The sequence below is a fragment of the Bartonella japonica genome, from assembly GCF_040545385.1.
In the GTDB taxonomy this organism is placed as follows: domain Bacteria; phylum Pseudomonadota; class Alphaproteobacteria; order Rhizobiales; family Rhizobiaceae; genus Bartonella; species Bartonella japonica.
In genome coordinates this window covers 1-24925 of the sequence record NZ_JBEPLT010000006.1, presented here as the reverse complement: position 1 = coordinate 24925, position 24925 = coordinate 1, and the positions used below count along the sequence as shown (strand labels likewise).

Sequence of the window (24925 nt, the reverse complement as noted above, 5' to 3'; positions counted from 1 at the left end):
AACAATCAATTTACTGAATGGCATTTATTCAATTGCTACAGCTTACAGGTAAGGAATGATTTTATATAAAATCTATGTAACTTTAGATTGCTTGCTTAATACAGTTCTGTTCCATTAGCTTAAATATTCTTAATTTGGATGAGAATAAATTGTTTAAGCCAAACCCATATAAAGAGTTTATCTCTCATCTGAAAAGTTGTTTTGAAATGAATAAGATACATATAGTATGAATAAATGCGTTTAATAAATAGTAAGCAAAGGGGATGAACTAAAATATGATAAAATTGGCTTGTCCTCTCATAAAGATAAACATGACAGCACTTCAGTAGGTTTTGGATTCTATATTTATAGGTATGATAGAAGATGAAGAGAAAAAAGCTATTTAAGCAAATCTGTATCCAAGTAATATAGTACTCTGAGGATACAGATCTTCAATTTTATCACAAAGCGCATAAAACAAAAATATAAGGCATTGCATAATTTTCATGATTTAAAATATATTACTCTGAGTATTTTTGAAAAACATATAGCTGAACAAAAAAGAGTGAAGTCGGGCAATAATTTTTCCTTCATGGCTTCATTTACATCCTAAAGTAATGTTCAAATCCTTCTATAAATTGTTGCTGAACAATTTATTTTGAAACAATCAAAACCATTCGTTTGCACGTTATAAGCGGGATGAGTGTGTGGATAAAATTTATACAAGAAAGGAAAAAATGGCTCTTCTGAACCGTTTTAATGCGAGGGCTGTCGCAACCATTGGGGGGTGCAAATATAATGATGGTGCTGGCTTGCTTCTTCAGATAAGAGGAAAGTATGACACCAGGAATGAACACTGGCTATGAAAGTAGTCATTTGTATTTATAAATAAGCTTGTTTTTGTATATTATCATTATATTGATTTATAATAATCATGGATTGTTTTGTATGTTGAGTGAAAGTTCAAAATATCGCAAAATTTTCTAATGATGAATTAGTCAAAATCATTTGCTTTCATGTCATAGGTGAGATTGGTGTGGAGAGAGAGCGCTTAAGGTGAAGGACTAAAGATACTCCTTATGAGCTATTCCAATGCAAGGGTATATCGGTAAGGGGAGATTGGCAAAGAGTATGATTGTGTTGGTTTGTCCTTTGTGTAGGTGAAGGTGATGGTACATAATGAATTTTGGCCTATACTTTTCACAGATGTTGTCGGGAGTATTTTTTGAGCAACGAGAGATACGTCTTTAAAGAATATATCACAGTTCATTTCTGACATGAACTATCCTAAAGAGGTGAGCATAGAATCATAAAAGAAATTTTATTTTTTTATTGAGGTAAGGAAATATCTTATTTCCGAGAAATAATGAAAGAAAAGAACGGATTAAATTGTGAAAATTCTCTTTGGTTTGAACAATCCTTTACTAAGAGAACCTATAGCAAGAAGCTTGTCTTTGTAAATGACACAAACTTCATCTTCATCGATAGATGAAAGGTGGTTATAGAGTGGTACTGGATTTCCCGTCATAACTCGTTTTGCTTGGGGATCATTCAAGGTATAATGAGAGAGGCATTCTAGTGCAGCGCTTGTTTCAATGAGCAGTTTATCAAGTGCTACGAAATTTTTTTTAGGAAAAGTATCATTTTCATTTGTTGTGCTTGTATCCAATGCTACTGCTTTTAGCATATCCCATGTGATGAGATCATCTTCATGGAAAGGTGCTACTGCAATCCGTCTTAAATCGGCAATATGCCCATAACAACTAAGATCACGCCCCATATCGCGTGCTAAGGAGCGTACATAGGTTCCTTTTCCACAAGTTATTTCAAAAATAGAACGCTCTTTAGTAACAATTTCTATGAGTTTGAAAGTTTCTATTTCCACTTGGCGTGGTGGAATTTCAACAACTTCACCTTCACGCGCTAGATCATAAGCTCTGTTACCAGCAATTTTAATTGCTGAGAATTGCGGAGGTGTTTGCAAAATAATACCTGTATATTTAGGGAGAAGGGCGACTATTTCTTCTTGTGTTGGACGTTTGAGAGATGTTTTTGTTATTTCACCTTCTAAATCATCTGTTGAACGTTCTTCTCCCCAAACGATGTGAAAACGATAGGTTTTGGTTCCTTGCATAACATAGGGTACGGTTTTGGTTGCTTCTCCCAATGCAATTGGCAAAAGACCAGAAGCAAGAGGATCAAGCGTACCCGCATGTCCTGCTTTTTGCGCATGAAAAAGCCATTTTATTTGTGAAACAGCTTCTGTTGAACCCATACCTTTTGGTTTGTCAAATATCACCCAGCCAGAAACAGGACGACCTTTTTTTTTACGTTGCCGTGCCATGTTTTTACTCTTCAGGTTCATCATTATGGTGTAGATCACGCGCTACTTCAGGTAAGCGCAGCAGGGCATCAATTTTTGAAAAATTATCAAAGCTGTTATCAAGTCGGAAACGCAGTTCAGGCATGTATTTCATCTGTCGTAATGCATGACTGATTTCCTTGCGGATAAAACGGCTATGTTTATTAAGGGTATCAACAATATCAACATGATGAGCATTTTTGAGAGTGCTGAGAGGAGAAACAAAGCAGGTGGCAATTTTCAAATCTGGTGACATGCGTACTTCAGAGATAGAAATTACAATATTTTTCAAGATGTCATCGAGTAAAATACCGCGTTGCAGTATATGTGCGACTGCGTGACGCACTTGCTCTCCCACCCTTAGTTGCCGTTGTGATGGCCCTGCATTTTTCATCGAAGTTTTACCCTTATTATAATTGCTCTTCTTTTGACCATCTTAAAAGATAAAAAACAGGAACATTGCACACAATATTCAAAGTCTTCTCTTATTTTATAAAGAGAAGTTATAAGATTGTATCACAATGTACGATTAATATGTTCAATACGGAAGGTTTCAATGATATCTCCTACACGTATATCTTCATAATTTTCAAATGCCATTCCACATTCTTGACCACTCTGTACTTCATTGACTTCATCTTTAAAGCGTTTGAGTGTTTTAAGTTTTCCTTCATGAATGACAATATTATCACGAACCAGTCGAACACCGGCTCCGCGTTCTATTTTACCTTCTGTCACGCGGCATCCTGCGACTTTTCCAATTTTTGTAATGTTAAAAATTTCCAAAACTTCAGCATTACCAAGGAAAGTCTCACGTTGTTCTGGTGAAAGTAATCCTGACATGGCGGCTTTTATATCGTCAACAAGATCATAAATGATGTTATAATAACGGATTTCAATTCCTTGTGTTTTAGCAGAATCGCGAGCTTGCTTGTTGGCGCGGACATTAAAGCCAATGACAGCAGAGTTGGAAGCTTCAGCAAGAGAGATATCACTTTCAGTAATACCACCAGCACCAGAATGTACAATGTGCGCACGTACTTCTTCATTTCCTAGCTTTTCTAAAGCTGAAGCGATGGCTTCAATTGATCCTTGCACATCTCCTTTAATAATAAGAGGAAATTCTTTAATGCCCGTGGTTTGCAATTTCGTCATCATCTGTTCAAGAGAACCGCGTGAACCAGTTTGTCGGGCGACAGCTTTATCCCGTGCTAATCGTTGGCGATATTCAGAAATTTCCCGTGCTTTTGCCTCATGAGTAACAACAGCAAAACGGTCTCCAGCTTGTGGTGTTCCTTGCATGCCCAAAATTTCAATGGGTGTAGAGGGAACTGCTTCTTTGATATGGCGGCCGTGATCATCAATCAAGGCGCGCACACGACCCCATTCATTACCTGCAACAATAATATCAGAAGGATGCAATGTTCCTTTTTGGACAAGAACCGTTGCAACAGACCCACGACCCCGATCCAGTTTTGCTTCAATGACAACGCCCTCTGCTGTGCGTTCAGGATCTGCTTTGAGATCAAGAATTTCAGCTTGCAAGAGAATAGCTTCAAGAAGTTTATCAAGATTTTGACCGGTTTTAGCAGAAACTTCGACTTCTAAAGTCTCACCACCCATGGTTTCAACAAAAACTTCGTGTTGTAGAAGCTCTGTGCGTACTTTCTGTGCATCTGCAGCTGGTTTATCAATTTTGTTAATAGCAACAATAATGGGCACACCAGCAGCTTTGGCATGATTAATGGATTCAATTGTTTGCGGCATGACACTGTCATCAGCAGCAACAACCAAAACGGCGATATCCGTAACACGAGCTCCACGAGCACGCATAGCTGTAAAGGCAGCATGTCCAGGCGTATCAATAAAGGTAATTTTTTGACCATTTTTCTCTACTTGATAAGCACCAATATGCTGCGTAATACCACCTGCTTCACCAGAAACAACATTAGCTTTTCGAATAGCATCGAGAAGAGAAGTTTTTCCATGGTCGACATGTCCCATAATTGTTACGACGGGTGGGCGTTGCTGCATTTTTTGAGGATTATCAACAATATTAAAGATGCCTTCTTCTACATCAGATTCTAAGACACGTTTGACGGTATGACCAAATTCAAAGGCGATAAGTTCAGCAACATCTGCATCAATGATATCACCAGGCTTCATCATTTGTCCCTGTTTCATAAGAAATTTAATCACATCAACAGAGCGTTCAGTCATACGCTGCGCAAGTTCTTGAATGGTAATGGTTTCAGGAAGAACAACTTCACGAGAAATTTTTTCTCTTGGCTCTTGGTTTTGCGCACGCTTAAATTTCTCTTGCCTGCGGCGCATTGCAGCCATCGAGCGTCCACGTGCACTTCCTTCTTCGTCTAGAGCACTATTGAGGGTTATCTTCCCACGGCGTCGTTCATCAGCACCTTTTACAACTTTTGGGGCGCGTACCTCTGATTTTGCAAGATTAGCACGTCGGTTATGCCGATCGTCTTCTTTATTTTCATCTGCTTTGCGTTTTTCAATCACAGTCGTATTTTTAGGTGTGATAGGAATTATCGGTTCTGTGAGAGAATGAGCTGAGGCAAGAGGTGGAGTTTGTGCTTGTGGTTTTTCTTCTTCTTGTTGAAGTATTTCTGTTTCTTGAATGGACTGCTGCAAAATTTCTTCATGTTGTTTTGCATGTTTTGCTTTTTCTTCAGCTTGTTCGCGCGTTATTTGTTCTTGGATATGTGCTTCCTCTAACGCACGAAGTCTTGCTTCCATCTCGGTAGATGAGAGATTACTTTTAGTCACAGTTTCATTTGACTTAACGTCTTCAAAGCGTGGCTTAGAGCGCTTTGGAGCTATATGTGGTTTCGTAATTGGTTGTTGTATTTCAATTTTTTCATCAGGACGTGTGATTTTGCGTCGTTTAGTTTCGACAACCACAGCTTTTGTACGGCCATGGCTAAAATTTTGTTTGACCGTGCTGGTTCCCAGAACTGACCGTTTTAAGGTTAGTGTCCTTTTGGCTGTTATTTTGTCGTTATTATTTTCACTCATTGTACTTCCTTCACGGCTTGAGCCGTCACTTCACCAGGCTTACTGTGTTTATCATCACGATATGCGATCAATTTATGTATCGTTTTGAGAAATCCTTCGGTAGCCTTGGTGTCCAATAAGGCTGCATGCATTACAGGATTAGCGCCAAAAGCTATTTGCATTTCATCACTTGTAAATAAAGATATGGTTTTTATATCTCGATTTATCTGTTGTTGTATTGTATGGACAGCTTGTGCAATTTTTCGTTTTCCATCTTCTGTAGCTTCTTTGGCATGAAATACGAGAATAACTTGACCAGAGCGAATAGCTGCATCAACTTTTGTTGCTCCCGTGACAATAACACCTGCTTTTCTAGCCATGGAAAGACTTGAAAGAGCAGCTTTTAGCAACAGTGCATCAACAATATGCGCAAGATTTGACGCAACTTCAACATCTGTTTTAAAACTTCTTTTAAAAGCTTTTTGTTTAACTGCTGCTTCAATGGCAGAATGATGAGCAGAGACCCAGACACCACGCCCAGGCAAATGAGATTTAAGATCAGGGACAATTTGATTATTGGGACCAATAACAAAACGGATCAGCGTTTCTGCTGAAGCATTTTTTCTTGTCACAATACAGGTCCGTTCATTCATTTAAAGGGTATCCACATTCAAATTATCTGTTTTTTCATCTTCTGCAGAATTTTCTGTAATAAGATCAGCCTGATCTATCCAGCCTGCTTGTATACGTGCAGCTAAAACCATAGCTTCCGCATCAGCACGTGTAATATCAAATGGAGTTAGGATGCCAGAAAAATTTTGCGTTTGCCCCTCTTTACGTTCTCTCCAACCCACCAAATCATCGACTGCATAGCCTGCAAAATCTTCTATCGTTTTTACACCATCTTCACCAACAGCAACCAACATAGCGCTTGTCATTCCGGGAAGTCCCCGTAATTCATCAGAAACACCAAGTTTTTTGCGTTTTTCATCAAGTTCTTTTTCTTTATTTTCAAGATATTCGCGTGCTCGACTTTGAATTTCAGCAGCAGTTTCATGATCAAAGCCATCAATGGAAGCGATTTCTTCAAGAGAAATATAGGCGATTTCTTCAATGGAAGAAAAGCCTTCTGATGCCATAACTTGTCCGATCATTTCGTCAACATCTAGGGATTCCATAAACAGTTTACTGCGTTCAGTAAATTCTTTTTGACGATTTTCAGATTCTTCTTGTTCTGTTAAGATATCAATGTTCCATCCTGTTAATTGTGAGGCTAAACGAACATTTTGTCCACGCCGACCAATAGCAAGACTGAGTTGGTCATCAGGCACAATGACTTCAATACGCTCTGCATCTTCATCAAGGACAACTTTGGAGACTTCAGCAGGTTGTAAAGCATTCACAATAAATGTTGCAGCATCAGGGGACCAAGGAATAATATCAATTTTTTCGCCTTGTAATTCTGTAACAACGGCTTGAACGCGGCTTCCTCGCATTCCTACACAAGCTCCAACAGGATCAATAGAACCATCGCGTGAGACAACAGCAATCTTAGCGCGTGAACCTGGATCACGGGCAACGGATTTAATTTCTATAATACCATCATAAATTTCTGGCACCTCCATAGTAAAAAGTTTCACCATAAATTGAGGATGGGTACGTGAGAGAAAAATCTGCGGACCGCGTGATTCACGATGCACATCATTGACAAAAGCACGAATACGGTCTCCATAGTGGAAGGATTCACGTGGAATGAGTTCATCACGACGCACGATGGCTTCACCGCGTCCAAGATCAACGATAACATTGCCATATTCCACGCGTTTTACTGTACCAGAAATAATTTCACCAATTTTATTTTTAAATTCTTCATATTGCTGGTCACGTTCTGCATCGCGCACCTTTTGTACAATGACTTGTTTAGCGGATTGTGCTGCGATACGTCCAAAGTCCATAGGAGGTAAAAGATCAGCAAAGAAATCACCAATTTTTGCATCTGCTTGGCGTTTGAGTGCATCGGATAAAGTAATTTCACTTGTATAATCTTCAACGACATCAACAATTTTTAGCAGGCGTTGTAATTTAATTTCACCTGTTTTGGAATTGATTTCAGCACGGATATTCGTTTCTTGACCATAACGAGAACGCGCTGCTTTCTGAATAGCATCAGCCATTGCAGAAATGACAATTTCACGGTCAATTGATTTTTCACGTGCAACAGCATCTGCAATTTGCAGAATTTCAAGCCTGTTAGCGCTTGTAGTCATCAATTTTCTCCTTCTTTGTGTCACATAATGAGCATTGCCCAGTGATATTAATTCTTGTAACGTGATGTCTGTTTTACGACGTTAGGATTATCTTCGGGAATGAATTGTTGACTTAAATTTTTATTTTTTTTCAACGCGTCGCGAATAAGTTCATCAGTAAGTACTAAATGCGCATTTGTGATATCACAAAAGGAAATAGAGGTATACATGGCTTCTCCATAAGCTGCTTTATCAGTATTTAAAGTAAATCCATCTTGCGTGATATTTGTAAGTGTTCCACGAAATTTTCTGCGTCCATCAATGGCTATTTTTGTTTCAATCTTTGCAATATGTCCCTGCCAATGAAAAAAATCAGATTTTCTTACCAAGGGACGGTCAATTCCAGGAGATGAAATCTCTAAATGATACTTGCGTTCAATAACATTTTGCACATCAAGAAGGGGGGAAACAGTTTTGCTAACAGTTTCACAATCTTCTACAGTCATAGAACCATCAGCGCGTTCAACCATAATCTGAAGCGTTAAGCCATTTAAACCAAGAAGCTTTACACGAACCAAACGAAAATCCAAAGGTTTAAGTAATGGTATGATGAGAGCGGCAACACGTGCTTCTATGCCTTCTTCCTCAAACAGACGTGGTTCATAAAGGTCGCTTATTTTTTCAGTTTCGTTCATACACTTTATCCAAGTTCTTTTCATCAGCTTTATGACATTAAAAAAGAGCGGGTTTTACAACCCACTCCTCATCATAAGACTAAGAATTTAATCATAGATACTCTTAAATTCAAAATTTTTCAAGTTGTTTATAAGCAAAGCATTGCATCATTTATTTCTTGATAAAGGTAAGATAGGCAGGTGTTCGTCCTTCACGTAGAGCTTTTTTCTCATAGCGAGTGCTTGTCCATAACGGATAAGGGGTTTTCCAATCGTTAGGATTTTCTGCGTTCCATTCAAAACTATTATGTTGCGCACAATGATAGAGGGTCCAATTGATATAACCATCTATATCGCTGGCAAAGCGAAATTTTTTACCTTTTTTAAGAACGCGAGCAAAACGGTTAAGATTTTGGATGTTGATGAAACGTCGTTTCCAATGCTTCTTCTTCGGCCATGGATCAGGATAAAAGAGGTCTATCCCATCGAGTGATTCATCTGGAAGCCAATCAAGGAGGTGTGTAGCATCGTCATCATAAAGGCGAATATGGTTTTGATGTTGTGCATGTTGCTCAAGAGACATTAACATTTTTGCCATACCATTGATGAAGGGCTCTATACCAATGAAACCAGTTTGTGGAAAATGTTCCATTTCATGAAGTAAATGTTCTCCTCCACCAAAACCAATTTCAAGCCGAACTTGTCTTATTTTACTGGGAAATAATGATGTTAAGTCTAAGGGTGATGGGGTATCGACATCAAGATTAAGAATTGGAAGCAGCGTTTTTATCCGTATACGCTGGTTATTTCGTAATCGCTTTCCTTGTCGGCGTCCAAAAAAAGCTTTATGCATACATGTATTATGATCAATCATGGTATTTTAATCATTGTTTTAAGTGTTTCAATCAGATCAGTTTTTTCCCATGAAAATGAACCATCATTTTGGGGTGTGCGTCCAAAATGACCATAGGCCGCTGTTTTTGTGTAAATAGGTTTATTAAGATCGAGATGTTTTCGAATACCCGTTGGTGAAAGATCCATTATTTTGCGGATAGCTGCTTCAAGAATTTTTTCATCAACTTTACCTGTTCCATGGAGATTAAGATAAATGGACAAGGGTTGTGCAATGCCGATAGCATAGGAGAGTTGAATGGTGCATCGCTCTGCTAAATCAGCTGCAACAATATTCTTAGCCAAATAACGTGCTGCATAAGCTGCAGAACGATCAACTTTTGTCGTATCTTTACCTGAAAAAGCGCCTCCTCCATGGGGGGCTGCTCCTCCATAAGTGTCAACAATAATTTTACGCCCCGTAAGTCCTGCATCACTTTGAGGACCTCCAATAACAAACTTCCCTGTTGGATTAATATACCAACTGCATTGAGTAGAAATGGGAATATCATGTAAAGCTTGACGAATATAAGGTTCAACGACTGTACGGACTTTCTTTGAATCCCAATTCTCATCTAGATGCTGTGTTGAAAGAACGATGGATGTAACCTCTATAGGTTTTCCATTCTCATACCGTATTGTTATTTGACTTTTGGCATCTGGTCCTAATTTTTCAGTTTCTCCTTCTTTTTTGTGGCGGGCTGTAGCAAGAAGTTTGAGAATTTTATGCGCATAATAAATGGGAGCAGGCATGAGATCAGGTGTTTCACGGCAAGCATATCCGAACATAATACCTTGATCACCTGCACCTTCTTCACCATGACGATCCACAGCATTATCAACTCCTCGTGCAATATCAGTTGATTGGGGGCGTAAAAGAACCTCAATTTTCACAGTTTTCCAATGGAAACCTACTTGTTCATAACCAATTGCACGAATAGCACGACGCGCCACCGCACGAAAACGGGTAGGATCAATGAGTGGCGAACCAGTTTCATCGTAAATAAATTCTTTATTTTTATTTCTTTTTAATAGTGTATCAGGAACACGCACTTCACCAGCGATAACGACACGGTTTACACTGACGAGAACTTCACAAGCAACTCGTACTAGCCACGGATCAGTACCGGTTTTTTTTGCTTCTTTATAGACCATATCAACGATTTCATCGGAAATACGATCGCAAATTTTGTCAGGATGCCCCTCCGATACCGATTCGCTTGTAAAAAAATAATCTTGATGCGGCATAGGAACTCCTTCAGAAAAGAAAACCGACACTCTATTAACTGTCTATGAATAGCTGCTCTTCTTTGCCAATCTCATGGCAAATCATCAATGCACCTTTATGATGAAAAATATCATTTTATTTTATAGTTTATCTGTAAGATCTTCTTCGGAAAGTGCTTTTGCCAAGTCAATAATTTTTCGACGCACTTTAGCATCAGATATGTTTGTAAAAGCACGCATGAGTTGGATTCCTTCATTACTAGAGCAAAAATCCATAAAATCATTGTCACTTTCAGCAAAGCCCTCTAGATGTTGAGTATGAATACCTTTATCGAAAAAATAGGAAACAGGAACATCCATAATCTCTGCAATTGCTTGAAGACGGCTTGCGCCAATACGGTTTGTACCTTTTTCATATTTTTGGACTTGTTGGAAAGTGATACCCAATTTTTCTCCCAATTTCTCTTGGGTTAGTCCTAAAATATTACGACGTAAACGGATACGGCTTCCGACATAGACATCTATAGGGTCGGGTTTTTTTCTAGTATCGGTCATAATGCAACTCTTTGTTTTCAGCACTTTACTTCCAAACCAACATCAAATTCATGTGAGGTTTGTTTACCATATAATGAAGATAATATGTAATAATTTTTCCCAATGTTACTGATACGCGTAATATAATACCGTACACGAATATTTGATTATTTGAGCTGTTTGGTAGAACCAAAACTGACGCGGCACAGTAGCATAAGAGTGAATAAGATGAAAGTAGAGAATATTCTGTATTTATTGCTCCATATGAGGGGGATGGATGGTGGAATTTGTGAATCAATAATGCCGATGGCATTTTGCTGGAGAGCTACAATGATTCGTCCATAAGAATCAATAACGGCTGATATTCCATTATTAGCAGCTCGTATGAGGGGAATTCCCAGTTCAACTGCACGAAGCTGCGCTTGTTGAAGATGTTGATGTGGTCCTGGTGTTATGCCGAACCATGCATCATTCGTAATATTAATGATTGCTTGAGGAGAGGGACCTTTAAAACCCATCTCATTGGGAAATATTATTTCATAACAAATCAGTGGAAGATAAGAAAATCCGTTTGGTATCATAATGGTTTTACGCTCACTTGCAGCACTATATCCACCAATATTATCAGCAAGGATATGCAGTCCAATTTTTTCCAATAAATTTTTATAGGGAAGATATTCACCGAAAGGAACCAAGTGAAGTTTATCAGAAATGTTTAAAATATGACCTTTATTGTTGATAACTGCAATTGTATTAAAATATTGTGTTTGCGCTCCGAGGAGATCATCACTGGCACGTATAGCACCAACAATAGCCCATTGTTTAGGTTTTAGAAGAGAGGCAATTCGCATTGTGGTGGCGGAATTGTCATAGAGAAGGTAAGGCACAGATGCTTCTGGCCATATGATAAAGTCAGGTTCTGGATTATTATTTTCTGTTGGTGTTGCACTCAAGCGCATATGAGCTGCAAATATAGTTTCTCGTGTTGTATGATTCAATTTTATGTTTTGCTGGATAGAAGGTTGAACAATGCGCACCCAATAACCACTTTTGGGATCATCCTCTGTATGAGGTATGGTATTTAGACGATAAAATCCAAAACCACTGTGGGCTAATATCAGGAATAAGCAAAGAGAAAGTGCAGTTTTCTTTTTTTCATTTGTGAATAAAACAGTGGGCAAGCTGTAAGCTAAAACAGCAAGAATATTCATTCCATAAATTCCCACGATTGCATTAGATTGCATAAGTATCGGGATGGGCATAGCCGTATAACCAAGAGCATTCCATGGAAAGCCTGTTAATAAGAATGCGCGCAACCACTCTGCTAACCCCAATGCAAAGGCTAAGACAAAGAAGCGTGCGATTCCTCTTGTCCATAATAAACCGACAATGAAACCGGCAAAAAACCAATAAAGAGAAAGGTAGATGGGAGGTCCAAGAATGGCAAATGGTACCGCCCAACCAAAAGCATGAGGATCGACCAACAAAGCATTGCATAGCCACCAAAGGCTGCAAATAAAATAACTAAAACCAAAGGTTCCACAGCTTAAAGCGTAGGTAAAAAAGCGCTTTTTATTGTTTTTGATGGCATGTATTGAGTCAAGTAAAACAATAAAGATGGGGAAAGTAATAAAGCAAAGAGGTGTTAAATAAAAAGGTGGAAGTGCAAGTGAGGTAAATGCACCGCATAAAAATATGCATGCCTGCCGCTTCCAGCTGGTAACAGAAAATAAGAAAAGTATAAATTTGTTTGAAAATGTCTGATTATTTTTGAGAGGTGACATTGTTCTCAGAATTTCCATTTTTGGGAATGCGAAAAATGTGTAATCGCTTAATCCGTCGTTTATCGGCTTCTAAAATACGAAATCGATAACCGGGTACGGCTTCAATGACTTCACCTTTTGCAGGAATGCGATCAAGAATCGAGACAATCAATCCACCAATAGTGTCGACTTCATCAGCATATTCCCCTATTATAAAATCAGGACCAAGGGCTTTTTCGACATCTTCTAATTCTGTTCTTGCATCAACAAGCCATTTATTATTGTGTTCGCGCACGATAGCATTGTCGACGTTATCGTGTTCATCTTCGATATCACCAACGACCAATTCGACAATATCTTCCATCGAAACTAAGCCATCTGTACCACCATGTTCATCAATAACTAAGGCCATTTGTGTTCGTGTGGTTTGCATACGTGTAAGTAATTTGCTTGCCATCATGGAGCTAGGAACAAAGAGAACTGTTCGAATGAGATCCAATTCACCAATTGGGGTATGCAAATCCTTATGGCTTAATTGAAGTAAACCGGATGTTTGATCGGTTTTTGTTATGTTGATAATAAAACGCGTTATATAATTCAGGATATCAAGGATATGGATCATTCCTCGCGGATCATCTAAGGTTTCAGCATAAACGGGTATGCGAGAATGTCCAATTTTTGCAAAATATTCAAGTGCTTCACCAAGAGGAGTATTTATTTCCAATGCTGCGATTTCAGAACGTGGGATCATAACATCATCAACGCGCGCTTCACGCAAGCATAAAATATTATGCAGCATAGTACGTTCTTCAGGCGAAAAGGTGGCTGTGTCATTTTCATTATCAGTTGTGAGTGCAACGGTAAGATCATCGCGCAGTGAAGTAGGGTTGCGTCCACGTAAGAATGAAAGCACATGATTCATCAGAGAGTATTTTTCTGTATGATTCATCTGTTGAGAGGGGTTTTCTTTAATATTAGAAGATGTTTGTTTAATATTCTGTGCGTTTAATTTGTTGTCCATGGTTTTGAAATCTTCTAAACTTCCTTTTTGTAATAGAGGTATAAAATATTTTAAATAAGTTGATAGTAATATTGATTTTTAAAATTAATCTCTATCATTTTAAGATAATTCGGCATAGGGATCTTTTATGAAGAGCTGTTGAAGAATTTCTCTTTCGAGCCCTTCCATTTGTAGCGCTTCATCGTGTGTTTCATGGTTATAGCCAAGCAGGTGAAGGAGACCGTGGACAATGATATGTGTTAAGTGATCTTGAAATGGTTTTCCTTCTTTTCTTGCTTCAAGAATAACAGTTTCTCGCGCAATAATGATATCACCAAGCATGGGACCTGGAGGGTCACCAGCTTTAAGCGGAAAAGCAGGAAAGGATAACACATTAGTGGGTTTATTTTTACCACGCCATTGTGCATTTATCTGTGTCATATGTTCATCATCCGTAAAAAGCAGACTAATTTCGCTTGCAGCATTTTCCAATGAAAGTCGATGCATTGTCGTTGTTAATGCTTTTTCGGTGATCTTATAAAGCATTTCCTCATCATTCCACCCAACGCTTTCAACAATTATATCAATAGTAATCATGAGAAATCAAATTCATTTTTTGGGTGTACGGTATGAAAGTGGGTTTTCTTTGTTTGCTGTTTTAGAGTCATGATCATAAGCAGCGACCATAGCAGCAACGAGAGGGTGACGTACAACATCTTTTTCGTCAAAATGGACAATTGCAATATTTTCTATATTTGAAAGAATACGGATTGCTTCGGTTAAACCTGATTTTTGTCCTATAGGTAAATCAATTTGGCTTACATCACCGGTAATGATCATTCGTGCTCCTTCTCCAAGACGTGTGAGAAACATTTTCATTTGCATAGGGGTGGTATTTTGTGCTTCATCAAGAATGATAGCTGCATGAGTAAGGGTCCGTCCGCGCATGAAAGCAAGAGGAGCAATTTCTATGACACCAGAAGCTAAAATACGCTCTACTTTTTCAACTGGCATCATATCATAGAGGGCATCATAAAGTGGGCGTAAATATGGATCAACTTTTTCTTTAAGGTCACCGGGAAGGAAGCCGAGATGTTCTCCTGCTTCAACGGCGGGACGTGAGAGGATAATTCGTTCGATAATACCACGTTCTAGAAGCATGACAGCGTGAGCAACAGCAAGATATGTTTTTCCTGTTCCTGCTGGTCCTATACCAAAAACGAGTTCATTATGTTCCATCGCATGTATGTAATCATTTTGTATTGGGGTTCGAGCATAGATTACTTTTTTATGGGTATTTAATCGTGTTGGTATATGTTTTTTTGCAGGTGATTGATTTGTTTTTGATATTTCTTGCTGTTGTTGTGGCACACTTGCCATGGCAATTGCCCCTTCTATATTGGCTAAGGTAAGCTCTTGATGTGTTTTAGCATGCTCATAAAGCTGTTGTAATACATGTTGTGCACATTTTATAGAAACAATATTTCCTTGAATTAAAACTTCATTACCACGTGGACGAATGCTAAGTCCGAGTTCTTGTTCGATATAAGCAAGATTTTCATCGAATTTGCCAAATACTGCTTTCGCATATCTATTGTTTTCAAAAATGAAAACAGCGTGATGCTTATCTGATATGCTTGCTTTTTTTGAGATATCAGGATTTTCAGAACAACTGCTTGTTTTTTCTTTAATGTTTTTTACTTTTTCGGTTGAAGCTTTCAACCCATTCTCCCATAATTACATAAATGTTGCACATATTCTTCAGTAAATTGTATAAAAAACAATCTATCTTTCATAAAGCGTACGCTTTAGATGTAATTATTCTCTTCAAAAATATAAAGAGCTTTGAGTAAATCTCTTTTATGAACAACGTGTAAGAGGTATACTTACGCATTTGCTATTTCACCGACAAAACTATTCGAGCGTGCATTTTTAATATGAATTGCTACGATGGTCCCTGCAGAAGCAGGTGTATCCACTACAACGGGTAAAAGCCAAGGTGAGCGACCTACCATTTGCCCAGAGTGACGACCGGCTTTTTCGATGAGAACATCGGTTGTTTTCCCAATTTTAGAGCGCAAAAATGCATTTTGCTGCTCAAGAAGAAGAACTTGTAAGTGTTGGAGACGGGCATCTTTTACAGTTTCATCAACATGATTCTTCATTGTTGCACCAACAGTTCCAGGTCGAGGAGAATACTTGAAAGAATAGGCTGAACTGTATTGCACTTGCTGAACAAGTTTAAGAGTTTCTTCAAAGTCTTCATCTGTTTCTCCCGGAAATCCTACAATAAAGTCACCTGAAAAAGCAATATCAGGTCGCGCAGTGCGAATTTTTTCGATAAGCTGAAGATAATGAATACTTTTATGTTGGCGGTTCATTGCTTTTAATATGCGATCCGAACCTGATTGCACAGGCAGATGCAAGTAAGGCATCAAGATGTCAAGATCTCGATGTGCAGCAATAAGGCTATCATCCATATCTCGAGGGTGACTGGTTGTGTAACGGAGACGTTTTAAACCATCCAATTTAGCAAGATGATAAAGAAGATCGCCAAGGCGCCAAGTTTTGCCATTAGCACTTTGTCCATGCCAACCATTGACGTTTTGTCCAAGCAGCGTAATTTCTTTGACACCAGCTTCAATGAGTTGACGCGCTTCTTCGGTAATTTGTTCGACAGATCTGGAGATTTCAGCGCCGCGTGTGTAAGGAACAACACAAAAAGTGCAAAATTTATCACATCCTTCTTGTACTGTTAAAAACGCACTGACGCCTCGGTTTCTTACAGCACGTTTATTATGAGGTGGTAAATGAGCAAATTTATCCTCAACAGCATAATCTGTTTCGACAATTTTTTTCCCTTGCTTAGCTTTTTCTAACAAATCTGGTAAGCGGTGATACATTTGCGGACCAATGACGAGATCCACTGTTGGAGCGCGACGTAAGATTTCATTTCCCTCAGCCTGAGCGACGCAACCGGTTACACCGACCATAAAGGGTTTGTCAGGTGCACGTTCCTGACGCATGACCCTTAAGCGACCAAGATCAGAGTAGAGTTTTTCTGCTGCTTTTTCACGAATATGACAAGTATTAACAAGAATGAGGTCGGCATCATTTGGTGTTTGTGTCGTGACATAGCCCTGTGCACTGAGGCTATCAGTCATTCGTTGGCTGTCATAAACATTCATTTGGCACCCATAGGTTTTAATAAAAACCTTTTTATGAGTCATAGGAGGTGTATTTTTAGAACTTATTTTAGTCATAGCGCATGTCTAAATGTTTTTTACACAAATCTCAATCTGTTTGCTTAAAAGTTTTTTGCATGATAATTGCATCTGTGTGGCTATTTTCTCCTTGGTAATAGGCACGGCGTTTAGAAATTTTTTGAAATTCAAAACTTTGATAAAGCTTCAAAGCAGAAAAATTTGTTTCTTCTACTTCTAGAAAGAGCTTTATAGCGCGTTTGTGATGAAGATGGTGAAGTGTACTATCGATAAGTAAAGAACCAATTCCTTGTTGACGAAAATACGGATGGACAGCAATTGTGATAATTTCTGCTTCATCAATAATGAGACGACAGAGACAAAAGCCTAAAATTTTATCAGCTTGTTCAATGAGAGAGGCTTTGTATCCGAAGATCGAGTGGTCTGTTAAAAAATCATCAAAAGCTTGTTTTCCCCAAGCAGGGATAAAACAATGCTGATGAATTTGACAAAGAGAAGCGCTGTCATCAACTTGTAATGGAGAAATGTCAAAATGCTTTTTTATCGCTGAAAGTTTAGACATTATTTTTTTCGAGGTAAAGCAAAACCGATCTGTTGTTTTGCGTCGGCATTGCGTAAATAGAGTGGACGGGGCGGATCTTGTGGTTTTTTATTCGCAGCAAGATAGGCATAGCTTACAATATCAGCTGCCTCACAGAGAGTCTGGTCTTTTACAATTTTTTTGTTAATCTTATTGTTTTTAATGTGCAGGGCAATAATATCTGCGGCTGGACCAGTTAGTCTTGTTTGTTGTGGTAAATCATCAATGATATTTTCAACTGTTTTTAAGCTAGGAGCTCCTGAAGGTGTGAGGTTTTGGTTAAAGTTTTGATGGTAAAACATGTTCCTACCGGCTTCAATGACAACGCTAATAGTTGGTGTTGTATTCTTATTTGTTGTTTGTACTGCTAACGCTTCAAGCGCACTGACGCCGATAGCTGGTATTTCGAGTGCTAATGCTAAAGCGCGTGCTGTTGAAATACCTACACGTATTCCAGTAAATGATCCTGGTCCAATATTGACAGCAATGCGATCAACTTGATGAAGAGTAATATTGGCTTGATCTGTTATTTGTGCAATATGTCCAATAAGTCTTTCAGCATGTCCTTTATTTATGCGCTCGCTGATACGTGCAATAATAGTTTTGTGATGAATGAGCGCAACGGCGCAATAAATTGAAGCAGTGTCTATGGCAAGGATAAGCATAAAAATATTTCAGTTAAATAATAGGATAAACAAAAAGTCTGTTGTGTTTTTATTTTTTTATGAGTGTATTTGCAACATTCTAAAAAAATTGAAAAGCAGAAACATCATTTTTTCTGAAATATTTTATTGTAAAACTAAAACTGGATTTTTTGCAAAAATGTAGCTTTCTTTTCTATCGAGTGCGAGATAGGTGTCGATTTAATACTCATCCGTGTTTTGTGATCACACAGGGTGTGTAACAGCTCTTTAAAAGAGCGATAGGGTGAGATGACATCTGTTTTTTTGAGAGTGGCATATTTTATGAGCTTTTAAAACTTGATTTTGGTTAGAACAAATTGAGTCAAAAACGGCTATAAAAATACCTTATTTTTTAGAGTGATAGGGAAATTTTAGAAGTTTTGATTTTGTAAAAAAAGCAGTAAGCTGGCGGGTTCTTTCAAATAGGTTAGAAAATGAAAATCTTTTAAAATGTTTTTTAAAAGATTATTTGGTTCAGATTGATCCATTTTATCATGATAAAACTGCAAACACCGAGAATAAATATAGAGCAGATTGAAGCTGAAATGATGCGCCACCCTGTTTTTTTAAGAGAGCGAATATCAACACCTAATCCTAATGCTGCCATTGAAATGACAGTGAGTAATTGGGCAATAAATTTGATGAGATCAATAGCTGTTGCAGGAACAAGTTCACTTGAGCGGATAAGCATCATGATAATAAAACCAATGATAAACCATGGAATGAGAGTGTGTAAATGCAAGCGTGTTTTTATAGATCGCTGGTAGATGATTGAGAGTATAAAAATCATAGGCCCCAGCAGTAAAACTCGTATCAATTTGACAATTGTTGCAATTTGAACACTTACAAAAGAGATAGATGCTGTTGCTGCCAAAACTTGCGGTACAGCGTAAACAACCATGCCGGAGAGCACACCGTATTGGCTAAATGATAGATTGAGTAATGGATGTGAAAAGCGAAGAAGTAAGATAATAAGAACTCCTAAAAAAGCAGTAAAAGCAATTGAAGTGGCGATATCTTCATGTTTTGCATTGATAGCAGATGCCGTTGCAATAATAGCTGAATTGCCACAAATGGCATTTCCGCAAGCAACTAGCATTGCTAAATTTTTAGAGAGCCCCAAAAGCCGTCCGATAGCAAAACCGATAAGAATAGTTATAAGGACAATAAAGACGATGCCAGCAAGCAAACCCCAACCAGCTGAAAGAACTGCGTGAATACTGATGCTTGCACCAAGAAGAACAATAGCAATTTCGAGAAGTATTTTTGCACAAAAAGTTATACCTTTTTGAAAATATTGTGGCAAAGTAAAACAACTACGGGTGATAGATCCTAAGAGAATTGCTAAAACAAGACTTTCAAACCAAGCTTCTGTAAAAAACTGTTTTTCTATAGTTTCTAAACCGTAAGCTAAAGTGGAGATAAGAAGACATATAAAAATGCCTGGGCCGAAGTCGTTTAGAAAAGAGAAATTTTTTTTGAACATTTTACGATGTTCTCCATAAAAGAAATATGTTCTCCATAAAAGAAATAAGAGTAAATAATAAAGAAATTACAGATAAGGAAAAAGTTTTTAAAGATTCGTTCTTGCCTGTAAGGCTGCTGCTAAAGTTCCGTCATCAAGATAATCAAGTTCACCTCCTACAGGAACTCCATGTGCAAGTCGGGTAACTTTAACTGGAAAATTGGAGAGTTGATCGGTGATGTAGTGAGCGGTTGTTTGTCCTTCAACGGTTGCATTAACGGCTAGAATAATCTCTACAATTGAATTCTTTACAACGCGCTGTATTAGGGAAGCAATGTTGAGTTCATCAGGACCTATTCCATCTAATGGAGAGAGACGTCCACCCAGAACATGATAACGAGCTGCTAAAGTTTTAGCACGTTCAAGGGCCCAGAGATCAGCGATATCCTCCACAACAATGATTGTTGTATCATCGCGGCGTGGATCTGTACAAATCGAACAAGGATCCATTGTATCTACATTTCCACAAACAGAACAAACGCAGACTTTGTCTACAGCGGCTTGTATTGCTGTTCCTAAAGGTTCCAGCAATGTTTCCTTTTTTTTGATCAGATGAAGTGCAGCACGACGAGCTGAACGTGGCCCTAGACCCGGTATACGTGCCAAAAGCTGAATAAGACGCTCAATTTCAGGTCCTGCAATGTATTTAGACATATTTTCGTCCCACAGGATTAAATAAAATCCAGTTTATTAAAATGGAAGCTTGAAACCTGATGGGAGTGATAGCCCTGCTGTTACACTTTTGGTTTTTTCTTCGATAGCTATTTCAATTTTTGTTCTCGCTTCATTATAGGCTGCCATAATCAGATCTTCAAGAATTTCAGCTTCCTCAGGCTTGAGTAATGAGGGATCAATTTGAATCGCTGTTATGGCATTTTTTCCATTTAGGGTGATGCTAACCAGACCGCCACCTGCAACACCAGTGACCTGCAAACTAGCAATTTCCCCTTGAATTTTCTGCATTTTCTCTTGCATTTCTTTGGCTTTTTTCATCATGCTCATCATATCACGCATATAAATTGGTATCCTTATTCATCATAATTATCATTCTCATTTTCAAAACTATCAGCATTTTTAAAGTTATTAGGGAGTAAATCAAGGTCGTTTTCCTGTTTATTGAGACGAATATCGACAATTTTTGCTTCTGGAAAATAATCGAGGATTTTCATAATATCAGGATCTGCCTGTGCATTAGAAAAAAGAGTCTTTTGAACAGCCACGCTTTCTTCTTGTAAAGTTGGACCTCCTCCTTCATTAACGAAGGTTATAGCCCAGCGTTTTTCAGTCCATTGAAAAAGCATTTTTTCTATATCACGGGCCAAAGAATGTGGAGCACTTTCAGCCACTCTCAACGTGATATGTCCGGGTTCAAAAGAAACAGGATGAACAAATTCTTTAACCAAAAGTTTGAAAGTAACATCATTATGCTGTTCAGCAAGCTTAATAATATCATGCAAAGAATTTATAACGATGTCTTCCTGTCTAATGTTTTCCTTTGTTGTTTGTGTAGAGGGAAGAGGTAAGTGTACAATATTGTCAGGATGTTTAACAGATTGAGAAGCTTCAAGAGTTTTTATTATGGCAGATGAGTTTGTTTTTTCGAGCTTCTGTATGTTCACTAAATTTTTCGGTTGTGAGGAGTGCTTTAATTGATTGTTCAGAGAGACAAAATCTGATTGGTTTTTTGGTGTGTTGGCAACGTCTAAGGAAGAATTGACATCTGCATCTGTTACTTTCGCTGTATTATTTGTAGGCTCTTGGTGAGAAGAGCTCGGGACAATTGTAAATGGTGCTTTTTCTTGCGTAAGCTTTTTCAAGGCTTCATCAAGAGTTGGTAGATCAGAAGTATAAGCAAGGCGAATCAGCAACATTTCAGCTGCTTGAAGAGGAAGAGCTGTTTGACTAATTTCCTGTAAGCCTTTGAGCAACATTTGCCAAGTTCGTGACAAAACAGGGATGGAAAGTTTTTGTGAAAAATTGAGGCTTCTTGAGCGTTCATCTTCAGTAAGTGAGAGATCTTCAGCTATTTTGGGAGTAAAATGTAGACGTGTAACTAGGTGGTTGAAATCAGCCAACTCTGTTAGTATTGTAAGAGGATCAGCACCTGCATCATATTGACTTCGTAGTTCATGCAGTGCATCTATAACATTGCCTTTCATGATAAACTCAAAGAGATCAATAATACGTGCTTGATCTGCTAATCCTAACATTGTACGCACAGCAACAGCAGTGACATTGCCATTGCTGTGGGCGATCGCTTGATCAAAAATAGATAATGCATCACGTGCAGAGCCCTCTGCAGCACGTGCAATCATAGAGAGTGCTTGTTCTTCTACTTCTATGTTTTCATGTTTTGCAATTTGACGCAAATGCGTACTCAAAACTGCCGATTCAATTCGCCGTAAATCAAAACGCTGACAGCGTGAAAGGATCGTTATAGGAACTTTACGAATTTCTGTTGTTGCAAAAATAAATTTTACATGTGAGGGGGGTTCTTCAAGTGTTTTTAATAAACCATTAAATGCTTGTGTTGAAAGCATATGCACTTCATCAATAATATAAACCTTATAGCGTGCAGAAACAGGACGGTAACGTATTTGTTCGATAATTTCACGAATATCATCAATACCCGTATGCGAAGCTGCATCCATTTCTATAACATCGATATGGCGTCCTTCGATGATTTGCGTACAATGTTCTCCAAGTGTATTTAATACGGTTGTAGGTTGGTCAATATCTTTTGTTTTATAATTGAGTGCACGTGCTAAAATACGCGCTGTCGTAGTTTTCCCCACTCCGCGAATTCCTGTTAGCATCCACGCTTGTGCGATGCGACCAGTTTCAAAGGCATTCGTAAGGGTGCGTACCATTGCTTCTTGACCAATAAGGTCAGAGAAATTTTGAGGTCGATATTTACGAGCAAGAACACGATAAGTCGTTTCTACCTGCGTATTTTCCATTAATGATTCCAACTTTGAAATTTTTTATGCATAGATTGCGATAACATGAAAGCACAGATCAATACTATAGTTTAATATAAAAGGACCTCTCCTCAATCAATTTATTTTCTGAAAGGATGAGGATAATTCTCTTAAAAACAGCCAAATTCCCTCAGTATATACATAATTCCGTTTTGGAAAATGAAAATGTATCCAGTATAAAATGGCAAAGATATGATCTTATCTAGAAAATTAGGAGGCTTGTACAATGACCCGTACCAGAGCTCGTTAGGGCTGCTTCTTTCCAGACCTGACCCAGTTGGCGAGTAGTTCGTCCACTACCAAACCTCCCAAATTTATATTGCCGATTTCAAATAAAAAATCAAGCTAAGAAACAAAAATATAGCAAGATCTATGGAGAATTTTCATTTATTCTCGTACTACAAATGACGCAGCTAAGTGCGTATCTAACTTGGCTTAATTCATGTTGCAAATTGAAGAAGATTTAATTTAGATTAGAGCCAAGTATTGCAACGTTGAGAAAGCGCAAGGTAAAATTAAGGATCAAGTCTAAAGCTTTTTAATCCAGTGGACAAACACGAATAATATGTCCATCGGGATCTTTGATGAGGAATTCAACACATTGATTTATATAGATAATTTGTCGTTATTCATATTGAATTAGACCTCCGAATATAGTAAGATTTTCTCATCACAAACCCTCTCATATTGAATCAATTAAAATCACTTGCTTGCACGTCAAAAGCGGGGCTGGTGTGTGGGTAAAAATGAGGAAAGAAAGGAGTAAAAATGGCTCTTATGAACCGTCTTAATGCAAGGGCTGTTGCAACATTGGGGGCTGGCAAATATAATGATGGTGCCGGCTTGCTTCTTCATAAGCGTAAAGATGGTGGTGCTCAATGGATTTATCGTTATACCATTCATGGTCGGCGCCGTGAAATGGGCTTGGGAGCGTTGCGAGATGTCTCTTTAAAACAAGCTCGTGAATGTGCAAATCAATGGCGTTCTGTTTTGCATGAGGGGCGTGATCCCATTAAAGAACGTGAGAAACAAAAGCGTGAGGCAATAAGTAATCTCCATTACCTAAAAGACATTGCACTAGATGCTTTTGAAAGTCGTAAAGCTGAACTCAAGAATGATGGTAAAGATGGAGATTGGTTTTTACCTTTACGCCTTCATATTCTCCCTAAATTAGGTTGTCTGCCGGTTTCTGAGATTACACAAACTGAGATACGCAACACTATTGCCCCTATCTGGCATACAAAAGCTGTTACAGCGCGTAGAGCTCTCATTCGTCTTAATCTTTGTCTCAAACATGCGGCTGCTTTGGGTTTGGATGTTGATTTACAAGCAGTAACAAAAGCACAAGCTCTCTTAGGAAAACAACGCCATAAAATCAAAAACTTACCTGCAATGGATTGGAAAGATGTTCCCGCTTTTTATAAAACGCTTTGCCAAACAACAAACCCCACACAACTGGCTTTGCGTTTGCTTATCCTTACAGGGGTTCGTACCAATCCCTTGCGTCATATTCGTGAAGATCAGATTGATGGAGATATATGGATCATACCTGCTGAAAATATGAAAGGAAAGCGCGATGCGACAACAGAATTTCGCGTCCCCTTATCATCAGAGGCAATGAAAGTGATAGAACAAGCCCGTTGTATCTCTAAAAGTAATTTCATCTTTTCTTTTTCTAGTCGGGCTCCTATTTCACCTATGGTTATGTCAAAATATATGAGAAAAATTGGACTTGAATCCTGCCCCCATGGATTTCGCTCTAGTTTACGCGATTGGCTCGCCGAAACAACCGATGCCCCCTATGAGGTTGCTGAAACTATTCTAAGTCATACAGTAGGAGGACAAGTAGAGCGTGCCTATCGTCGTACTGACTATTTAGAGCAGCGCCGGATCTATATGGATAAATGGGCCGCTTATGTCACTGGTCAATCTTAAGATATGGGGTGAATAACCCCATCATCTGTGGATAACTTTAGCTCTCTTCTCTCTCATTCTCTCTCAATAAGATTCATAATTTATCACATCACAAATTATATAATAAAATACTGTTTTCTATAAATAAAATACCTTCAAAAATAAACCAAAATGTGCTTAATAAATGGGCATGATTTGTTTCTATTTTTTGAGAATGAAAGGATTTTAGAATGACAGAAAATGATATTCTTTTAACAGACCGTGAAAGTGCAAAATTGCTTCATATGAGTGTCTCAACATTCCGCCGTCATGTAACCAATGGCT

At 38.3% G+C, this 24925-nt stretch carries 22 protein-coding genes, 1 other RNA gene and 1 pseudogene; 3 read left to right on the top strand and 21 right to left on the bottom strand.

The annotated features are described in order from the left end of the window. Positions 1 to 716 precede the first annotated feature (716 nt). The gene (locus tag ABID39_RS03845) at positions 717 to 845 is read left to right on the top strand and encodes a hypothetical protein (RefSeq protein WP_354186210.1); all 129 of its coding nucleotides are present in this window, start codon (positions 717 to 719) and stop codon (positions 843 to 845) included. Positions 846 to 1363: 518 nt separating this feature from the next. On the opposite strand, the gene truB is transcribed toward ABID39_RS03845, so the two are convergent. From truB to ffs, 21 genes are all read right to left on the bottom strand, one after another. Next, positions 1364 to 2323 carry a tRNA pseudouridine(55) synthase TruB gene (gene truB / locus ABID39_RS03840; protein ID WP_354186209.1) on the bottom strand — a complete coding sequence of 320 codons (960 nt, stop codon included), beginning with the start codon at positions 2321 to 2323 and terminating at the stop codon, positions 1364 to 1366. A 4-nt stretch (positions 2324 to 2327) separates the two neighbouring features. Next, the gene (gene rbfA, locus ABID39_RS03835; RefSeq protein ID WP_354186208.1) at positions 2328 to 2735 is read right to left on the bottom strand and encodes a 30S ribosome-binding factor RbfA; all 408 of its coding nucleotides are present in this window, start codon (positions 2733 to 2735) and stop codon (positions 2328 to 2330) included. A gap of 122 nt (positions 2736 to 2857) precedes the next feature. After that, positions 2858 to 5380, bottom strand: a complete 2523-nt coding sequence (infB, locus tag ABID39_RS03830) for a translation initiation factor IF-2 (RefSeq protein ID WP_354186207.1) — start codon at positions 5378 to 5380, stop codon at positions 2858 to 2860. Beyond that, a complete protein-coding gene (locus ABID39_RS03825) occupies positions 5377 to 6012 on the bottom strand; it encodes an RNA-binding protein (RefSeq protein ID WP_354186206.1) in 636 nt (211 codons plus the stop codon). Before ABID39_RS03825 ends, infB begins: the two co-directional genes overlap by 4 nt. Beyond that, complete coding sequence (gene nusA / locus ABID39_RS03820) at positions 6013 to 7626, bottom strand: transcription termination factor NusA (protein ID WP_354186205.1); 1614 nt, start codon at positions 7624 to 7626, stop codon at positions 6013 to 6015. Between the two features lie 47 nt (positions 7627 to 7673). After that, positions 7674 to 8324 (bottom strand): ribosome maturation factor RimP, encoded by a 651-nt coding sequence (gene rimP / locus ABID39_RS03815; RefSeq protein WP_354186204.1) that lies wholly within the window; start codon positions 8322 to 8324, stop codon positions 7674 to 7676. 127 nt (positions 8325 to 8451) lie between these two features. Continuing rightward, the gene (locus ABID39_RS03810) at positions 8452 to 9153 is read right to left on the bottom strand and encodes a tRNA (guanine(46)-N(7))-methyltransferase TrmB (protein ID WP_354186203.1); all 702 of its coding nucleotides are present in this window, start codon (positions 9151 to 9153) and stop codon (positions 8452 to 8454) included. Further along, positions 9150 to 10418: a methionine adenosyltransferase gene (gene metK, locus ABID39_RS03805; RefSeq protein WP_354186201.1), complete on the bottom strand. Its 1269-nt coding sequence runs from the start codon at positions 10416 to 10418 to the stop codon at positions 9150 to 9152. The genes ABID39_RS03810 and metK overlap by 4 nt, the downstream gene beginning before the upstream one ends. A 120-nt stretch (positions 10419 to 10538) precedes the next feature. Continuing rightward, positions 10539 to 10952 carry a helix-turn-helix domain-containing protein gene (locus ABID39_RS03800; RefSeq protein ID WP_354186199.1) on the bottom strand — a complete coding sequence of 138 codons (414 nt, stop codon included), beginning with the start codon at positions 10950 to 10952 and terminating at the stop codon, positions 10539 to 10541. Between the two features lie 146 nt (positions 10953 to 11098). Continuing rightward, the gene (gene lnt / locus ABID39_RS03795; protein WP_354186197.1) at positions 11099 to 12733 is read right to left on the bottom strand and encodes an apolipoprotein N-acyltransferase; all 1635 of its coding nucleotides are present in this window, start codon (positions 12731 to 12733) and stop codon (positions 11099 to 11101) included. Beyond that, positions 12696 to 13715 (bottom strand): hemolysin family protein, encoded by a 1020-nt coding sequence (locus tag ABID39_RS03790; protein WP_354186195.1) that lies wholly within the window; start codon positions 13713 to 13715, stop codon positions 12696 to 12698. The genes lnt and ABID39_RS03790 overlap by 38 nt, the downstream gene beginning before the upstream one ends. Before the next feature lie 99 nt (positions 13716 to 13814). Beyond that, positions 13815 to 14291 (bottom strand): rRNA maturation RNase YbeY, encoded by a 477-nt coding sequence (ybeY, locus tag ABID39_RS03785; RefSeq protein WP_354186193.1) that lies wholly within the window; start codon positions 14289 to 14291, stop codon positions 13815 to 13817. A 12-nt stretch (positions 14292 to 14303) separates the two neighbouring features. After that, on the bottom strand, positions 14304 to 15416 hold the full coding sequence (locus ABID39_RS03780) for a PhoH family protein (protein WP_354186191.1): 1113 nt from the start codon (positions 15414 to 15416) through the stop codon (positions 14304 to 14306). Between the two features lie 164 nt (positions 15417 to 15580). Next, a complete protein-coding gene (gene miaB / locus ABID39_RS03775) occupies positions 15581 to 16957 on the bottom strand; it encodes a tRNA (N6-isopentenyl adenosine(37)-C2)-methylthiotransferase MiaB (RefSeq protein WP_354186189.1) in 1377 nt (458 codons plus the stop codon). A gap of 31 nt (positions 16958 to 16988) precedes the next feature. Then, complete coding sequence (gene rimI, locus ABID39_RS03770) at positions 16989 to 17480, bottom strand: ribosomal protein S18-alanine N-acetyltransferase (protein WP_354186187.1); 492 nt, start codon at positions 17478 to 17480, stop codon at positions 16989 to 16991. Then, entirely contained in the window at positions 17480 to 18163 is a 684-nt protein-coding gene (gene tsaB, locus ABID39_RS03765; RefSeq protein WP_354186185.1) for a tRNA (adenosine(37)-N6)-threonylcarbamoyltransferase complex dimerization subunit type 1 TsaB, read from the bottom strand. The genes rimI and tsaB overlap by 1 nt, the downstream gene beginning before the upstream one ends. 475 nt (positions 18164 to 18638) lie before the next feature. Beyond that, entirely contained in the window at positions 18639 to 19667 is a 1029-nt protein-coding gene (locus ABID39_RS03760) for a YeiH family protein (RefSeq protein ID WP_354186183.1), read from the bottom strand. Between the two features lie 87 nt (positions 19668 to 19754). Then, positions 19755 to 20360: a recombination mediator RecR gene (recR, locus tag ABID39_RS03755; RefSeq protein ID WP_354186181.1), complete on the bottom strand. Its 606-nt coding sequence runs from the start codon at positions 20358 to 20360 to the stop codon at positions 19755 to 19757. A 36-nt stretch (positions 20361 to 20396) separates the two neighbouring features. Further along, positions 20397 to 20720 carry a YbaB/EbfC family nucleoid-associated protein gene (locus tag ABID39_RS03750; protein ID WP_354186179.1) on the bottom strand — a complete coding sequence of 108 codons (324 nt, stop codon included), beginning with the start codon at positions 20718 to 20720 and terminating at the stop codon, positions 20397 to 20399. A 14-nt stretch (positions 20721 to 20734) separates the two neighbouring features. Beyond that, positions 20735 to 22666 carry a DNA polymerase III subunit gamma/tau gene (locus ABID39_RS03745; protein WP_354186177.1) on the bottom strand — a complete coding sequence of 644 codons (1932 nt, stop codon included), beginning with the start codon at positions 22664 to 22666 and terminating at the stop codon, positions 20735 to 20737. 231 nt (positions 22667 to 22897) lie between these two features. Further along, positions 22898 to 22996, bottom strand: an RNA gene (gene ffs / locus ABID39_RS03740) — signal recognition particle sRNA small type. A gap of 459 nt (positions 22997 to 23455) precedes the next feature. Between ffs and ABID39_RS03735 the strand changes: the two genes are divergently transcribed. Next, positions 23456 to 24622, top strand: coding sequence for a tyrosine-type recombinase/integrase (locus ABID39_RS03735; protein WP_354186175.1), 1167 nt, complete (start codon positions 23456 to 23458; stop codon positions 24620 to 24622). Between the two features lie 209 nt (positions 24623 to 24831). Beyond that, a pseudogene (locus ABID39_RS03730) lies at positions 24832 to 24925 on the top strand (helix-turn-helix transcriptional regulator); the annotation flags it as partial.

Coding starts and splice junctions, on each gene's coding strand:
- ABID39_RS03845 (WP_354186210.1), top strand. CDS start 717: ATGGCTCTTCTGAACCGTTTTAATGCGAGGGCTGTCGCAACCATTGGG.
- truB (WP_354186209.1), bottom strand. CDS start 2,323: ATGGCACGGCAACGTAAAAAAAAAGGTCGTCCTGTTTCTGGCTGGGTG.
- rbfA (WP_354186208.1), bottom strand. CDS start 2,735: ATGAAAAATGCAGGGCCATCACAACGGCAACTAAGGGTGGGAGAGCAA.
- infB (WP_354186207.1), bottom strand. CDS start 5,380: ATGAGTGAAAATAATAACGACAAAATAACAGCCAAAAGGACACTAACC.
- ABID39_RS03825 (WP_354186206.1), bottom strand. CDS start 6,012: ATGAATGAACGGACCTGTATTGTGACAAGAAAAAATGCTTCAGCAGAA.
- nusA (WP_354186205.1), bottom strand. CDS start 7,626: ATGACTACAAGCGCTAACAGGCTTGAAATTCTGCAAATTGCAGATGCT.
- rimP (WP_354186204.1), bottom strand. CDS start 8,324: ATGAAAAGAACTTGGATAAAGTGTATGAACGAAACTGAAAAAATAAGC.
- ABID39_RS03810 (WP_354186203.1), bottom strand. CDS start 9,153: ATGATTGATCATAATACATGTATGCATAAAGCTTTTTTTGGACGCCGA.
- metK (WP_354186201.1), bottom strand. CDS start 10,418: ATGCCGCATCAAGATTATTTTTTTACAAGCGAATCGGTATCGGAGGGG.
- ABID39_RS03800 (WP_354186199.1), bottom strand. CDS start 10,952: ATGACCGATACTAGAAAAAAACCCGACCCTATAGATGTCTATGTCGGA.
- lnt (WP_354186197.1), bottom strand. CDS start 12,733: ATGGAAATTCTGAGAACAATGTCACCTCTCAAAAATAATCAGACATTT.
- ABID39_RS03790 (WP_354186195.1), bottom strand. CDS start 13,715: ATGGACAACAAATTAAACGCACAGAATATTAAACAAACATCTTCTAAT.
- ybeY (WP_354186193.1), bottom strand. CDS start 14,291: ATGATTACTATTGATATAATTGTTGAAAGCGTTGGGTGGAATGATGAG.
- miaB (WP_354186189.1), bottom strand. CDS start 16,957: ATGACTAAAATAAGTTCTAAAAATACACCTCCTATGACTCATAAAAAG.
- rimI (WP_354186187.1), bottom strand. CDS start 17,480: ATGTCTAAACTTTCAGCGATAAAAAAGCATTTTGACATTTCTCCATTA.
- tsaB (WP_354186185.1), bottom strand. CDS start 18,163: ATGCTTATCCTTGCCATAGACACTGCTTCAATTTATTGCGCCGTTGCG.
- ABID39_RS03760 (WP_354186183.1), bottom strand. CDS start 19,667: ATGTTCAAAAAAAATTTCTCTTTTCTAAACGACTTCGGCCCAGGCATT.
- recR (WP_354186181.1), bottom strand. CDS start 20,360: ATGTCTAAATACATTGCAGGACCTGAAATTGAGCGTCTTATTCAGCTT.
- ABID39_RS03750 (WP_354186179.1), bottom strand. CDS start 20,720: ATGCGTGATATGATGAGCATGATGAAAAAAGCCAAAGAAATGCAAGAG.
- ABID39_RS03745 (WP_354186177.1), bottom strand. CDS start 22,666: ATGGAAAATACGCAGGTAGAAACGACTTATCGTGTTCTTGCTCGTAAA.
- ABID39_RS03735 (WP_354186175.1), top strand. CDS start 23,456: ATGGCTCTTATGAACCGTCTTAATGCAAGGGCTGTTGCAACATTGGGG.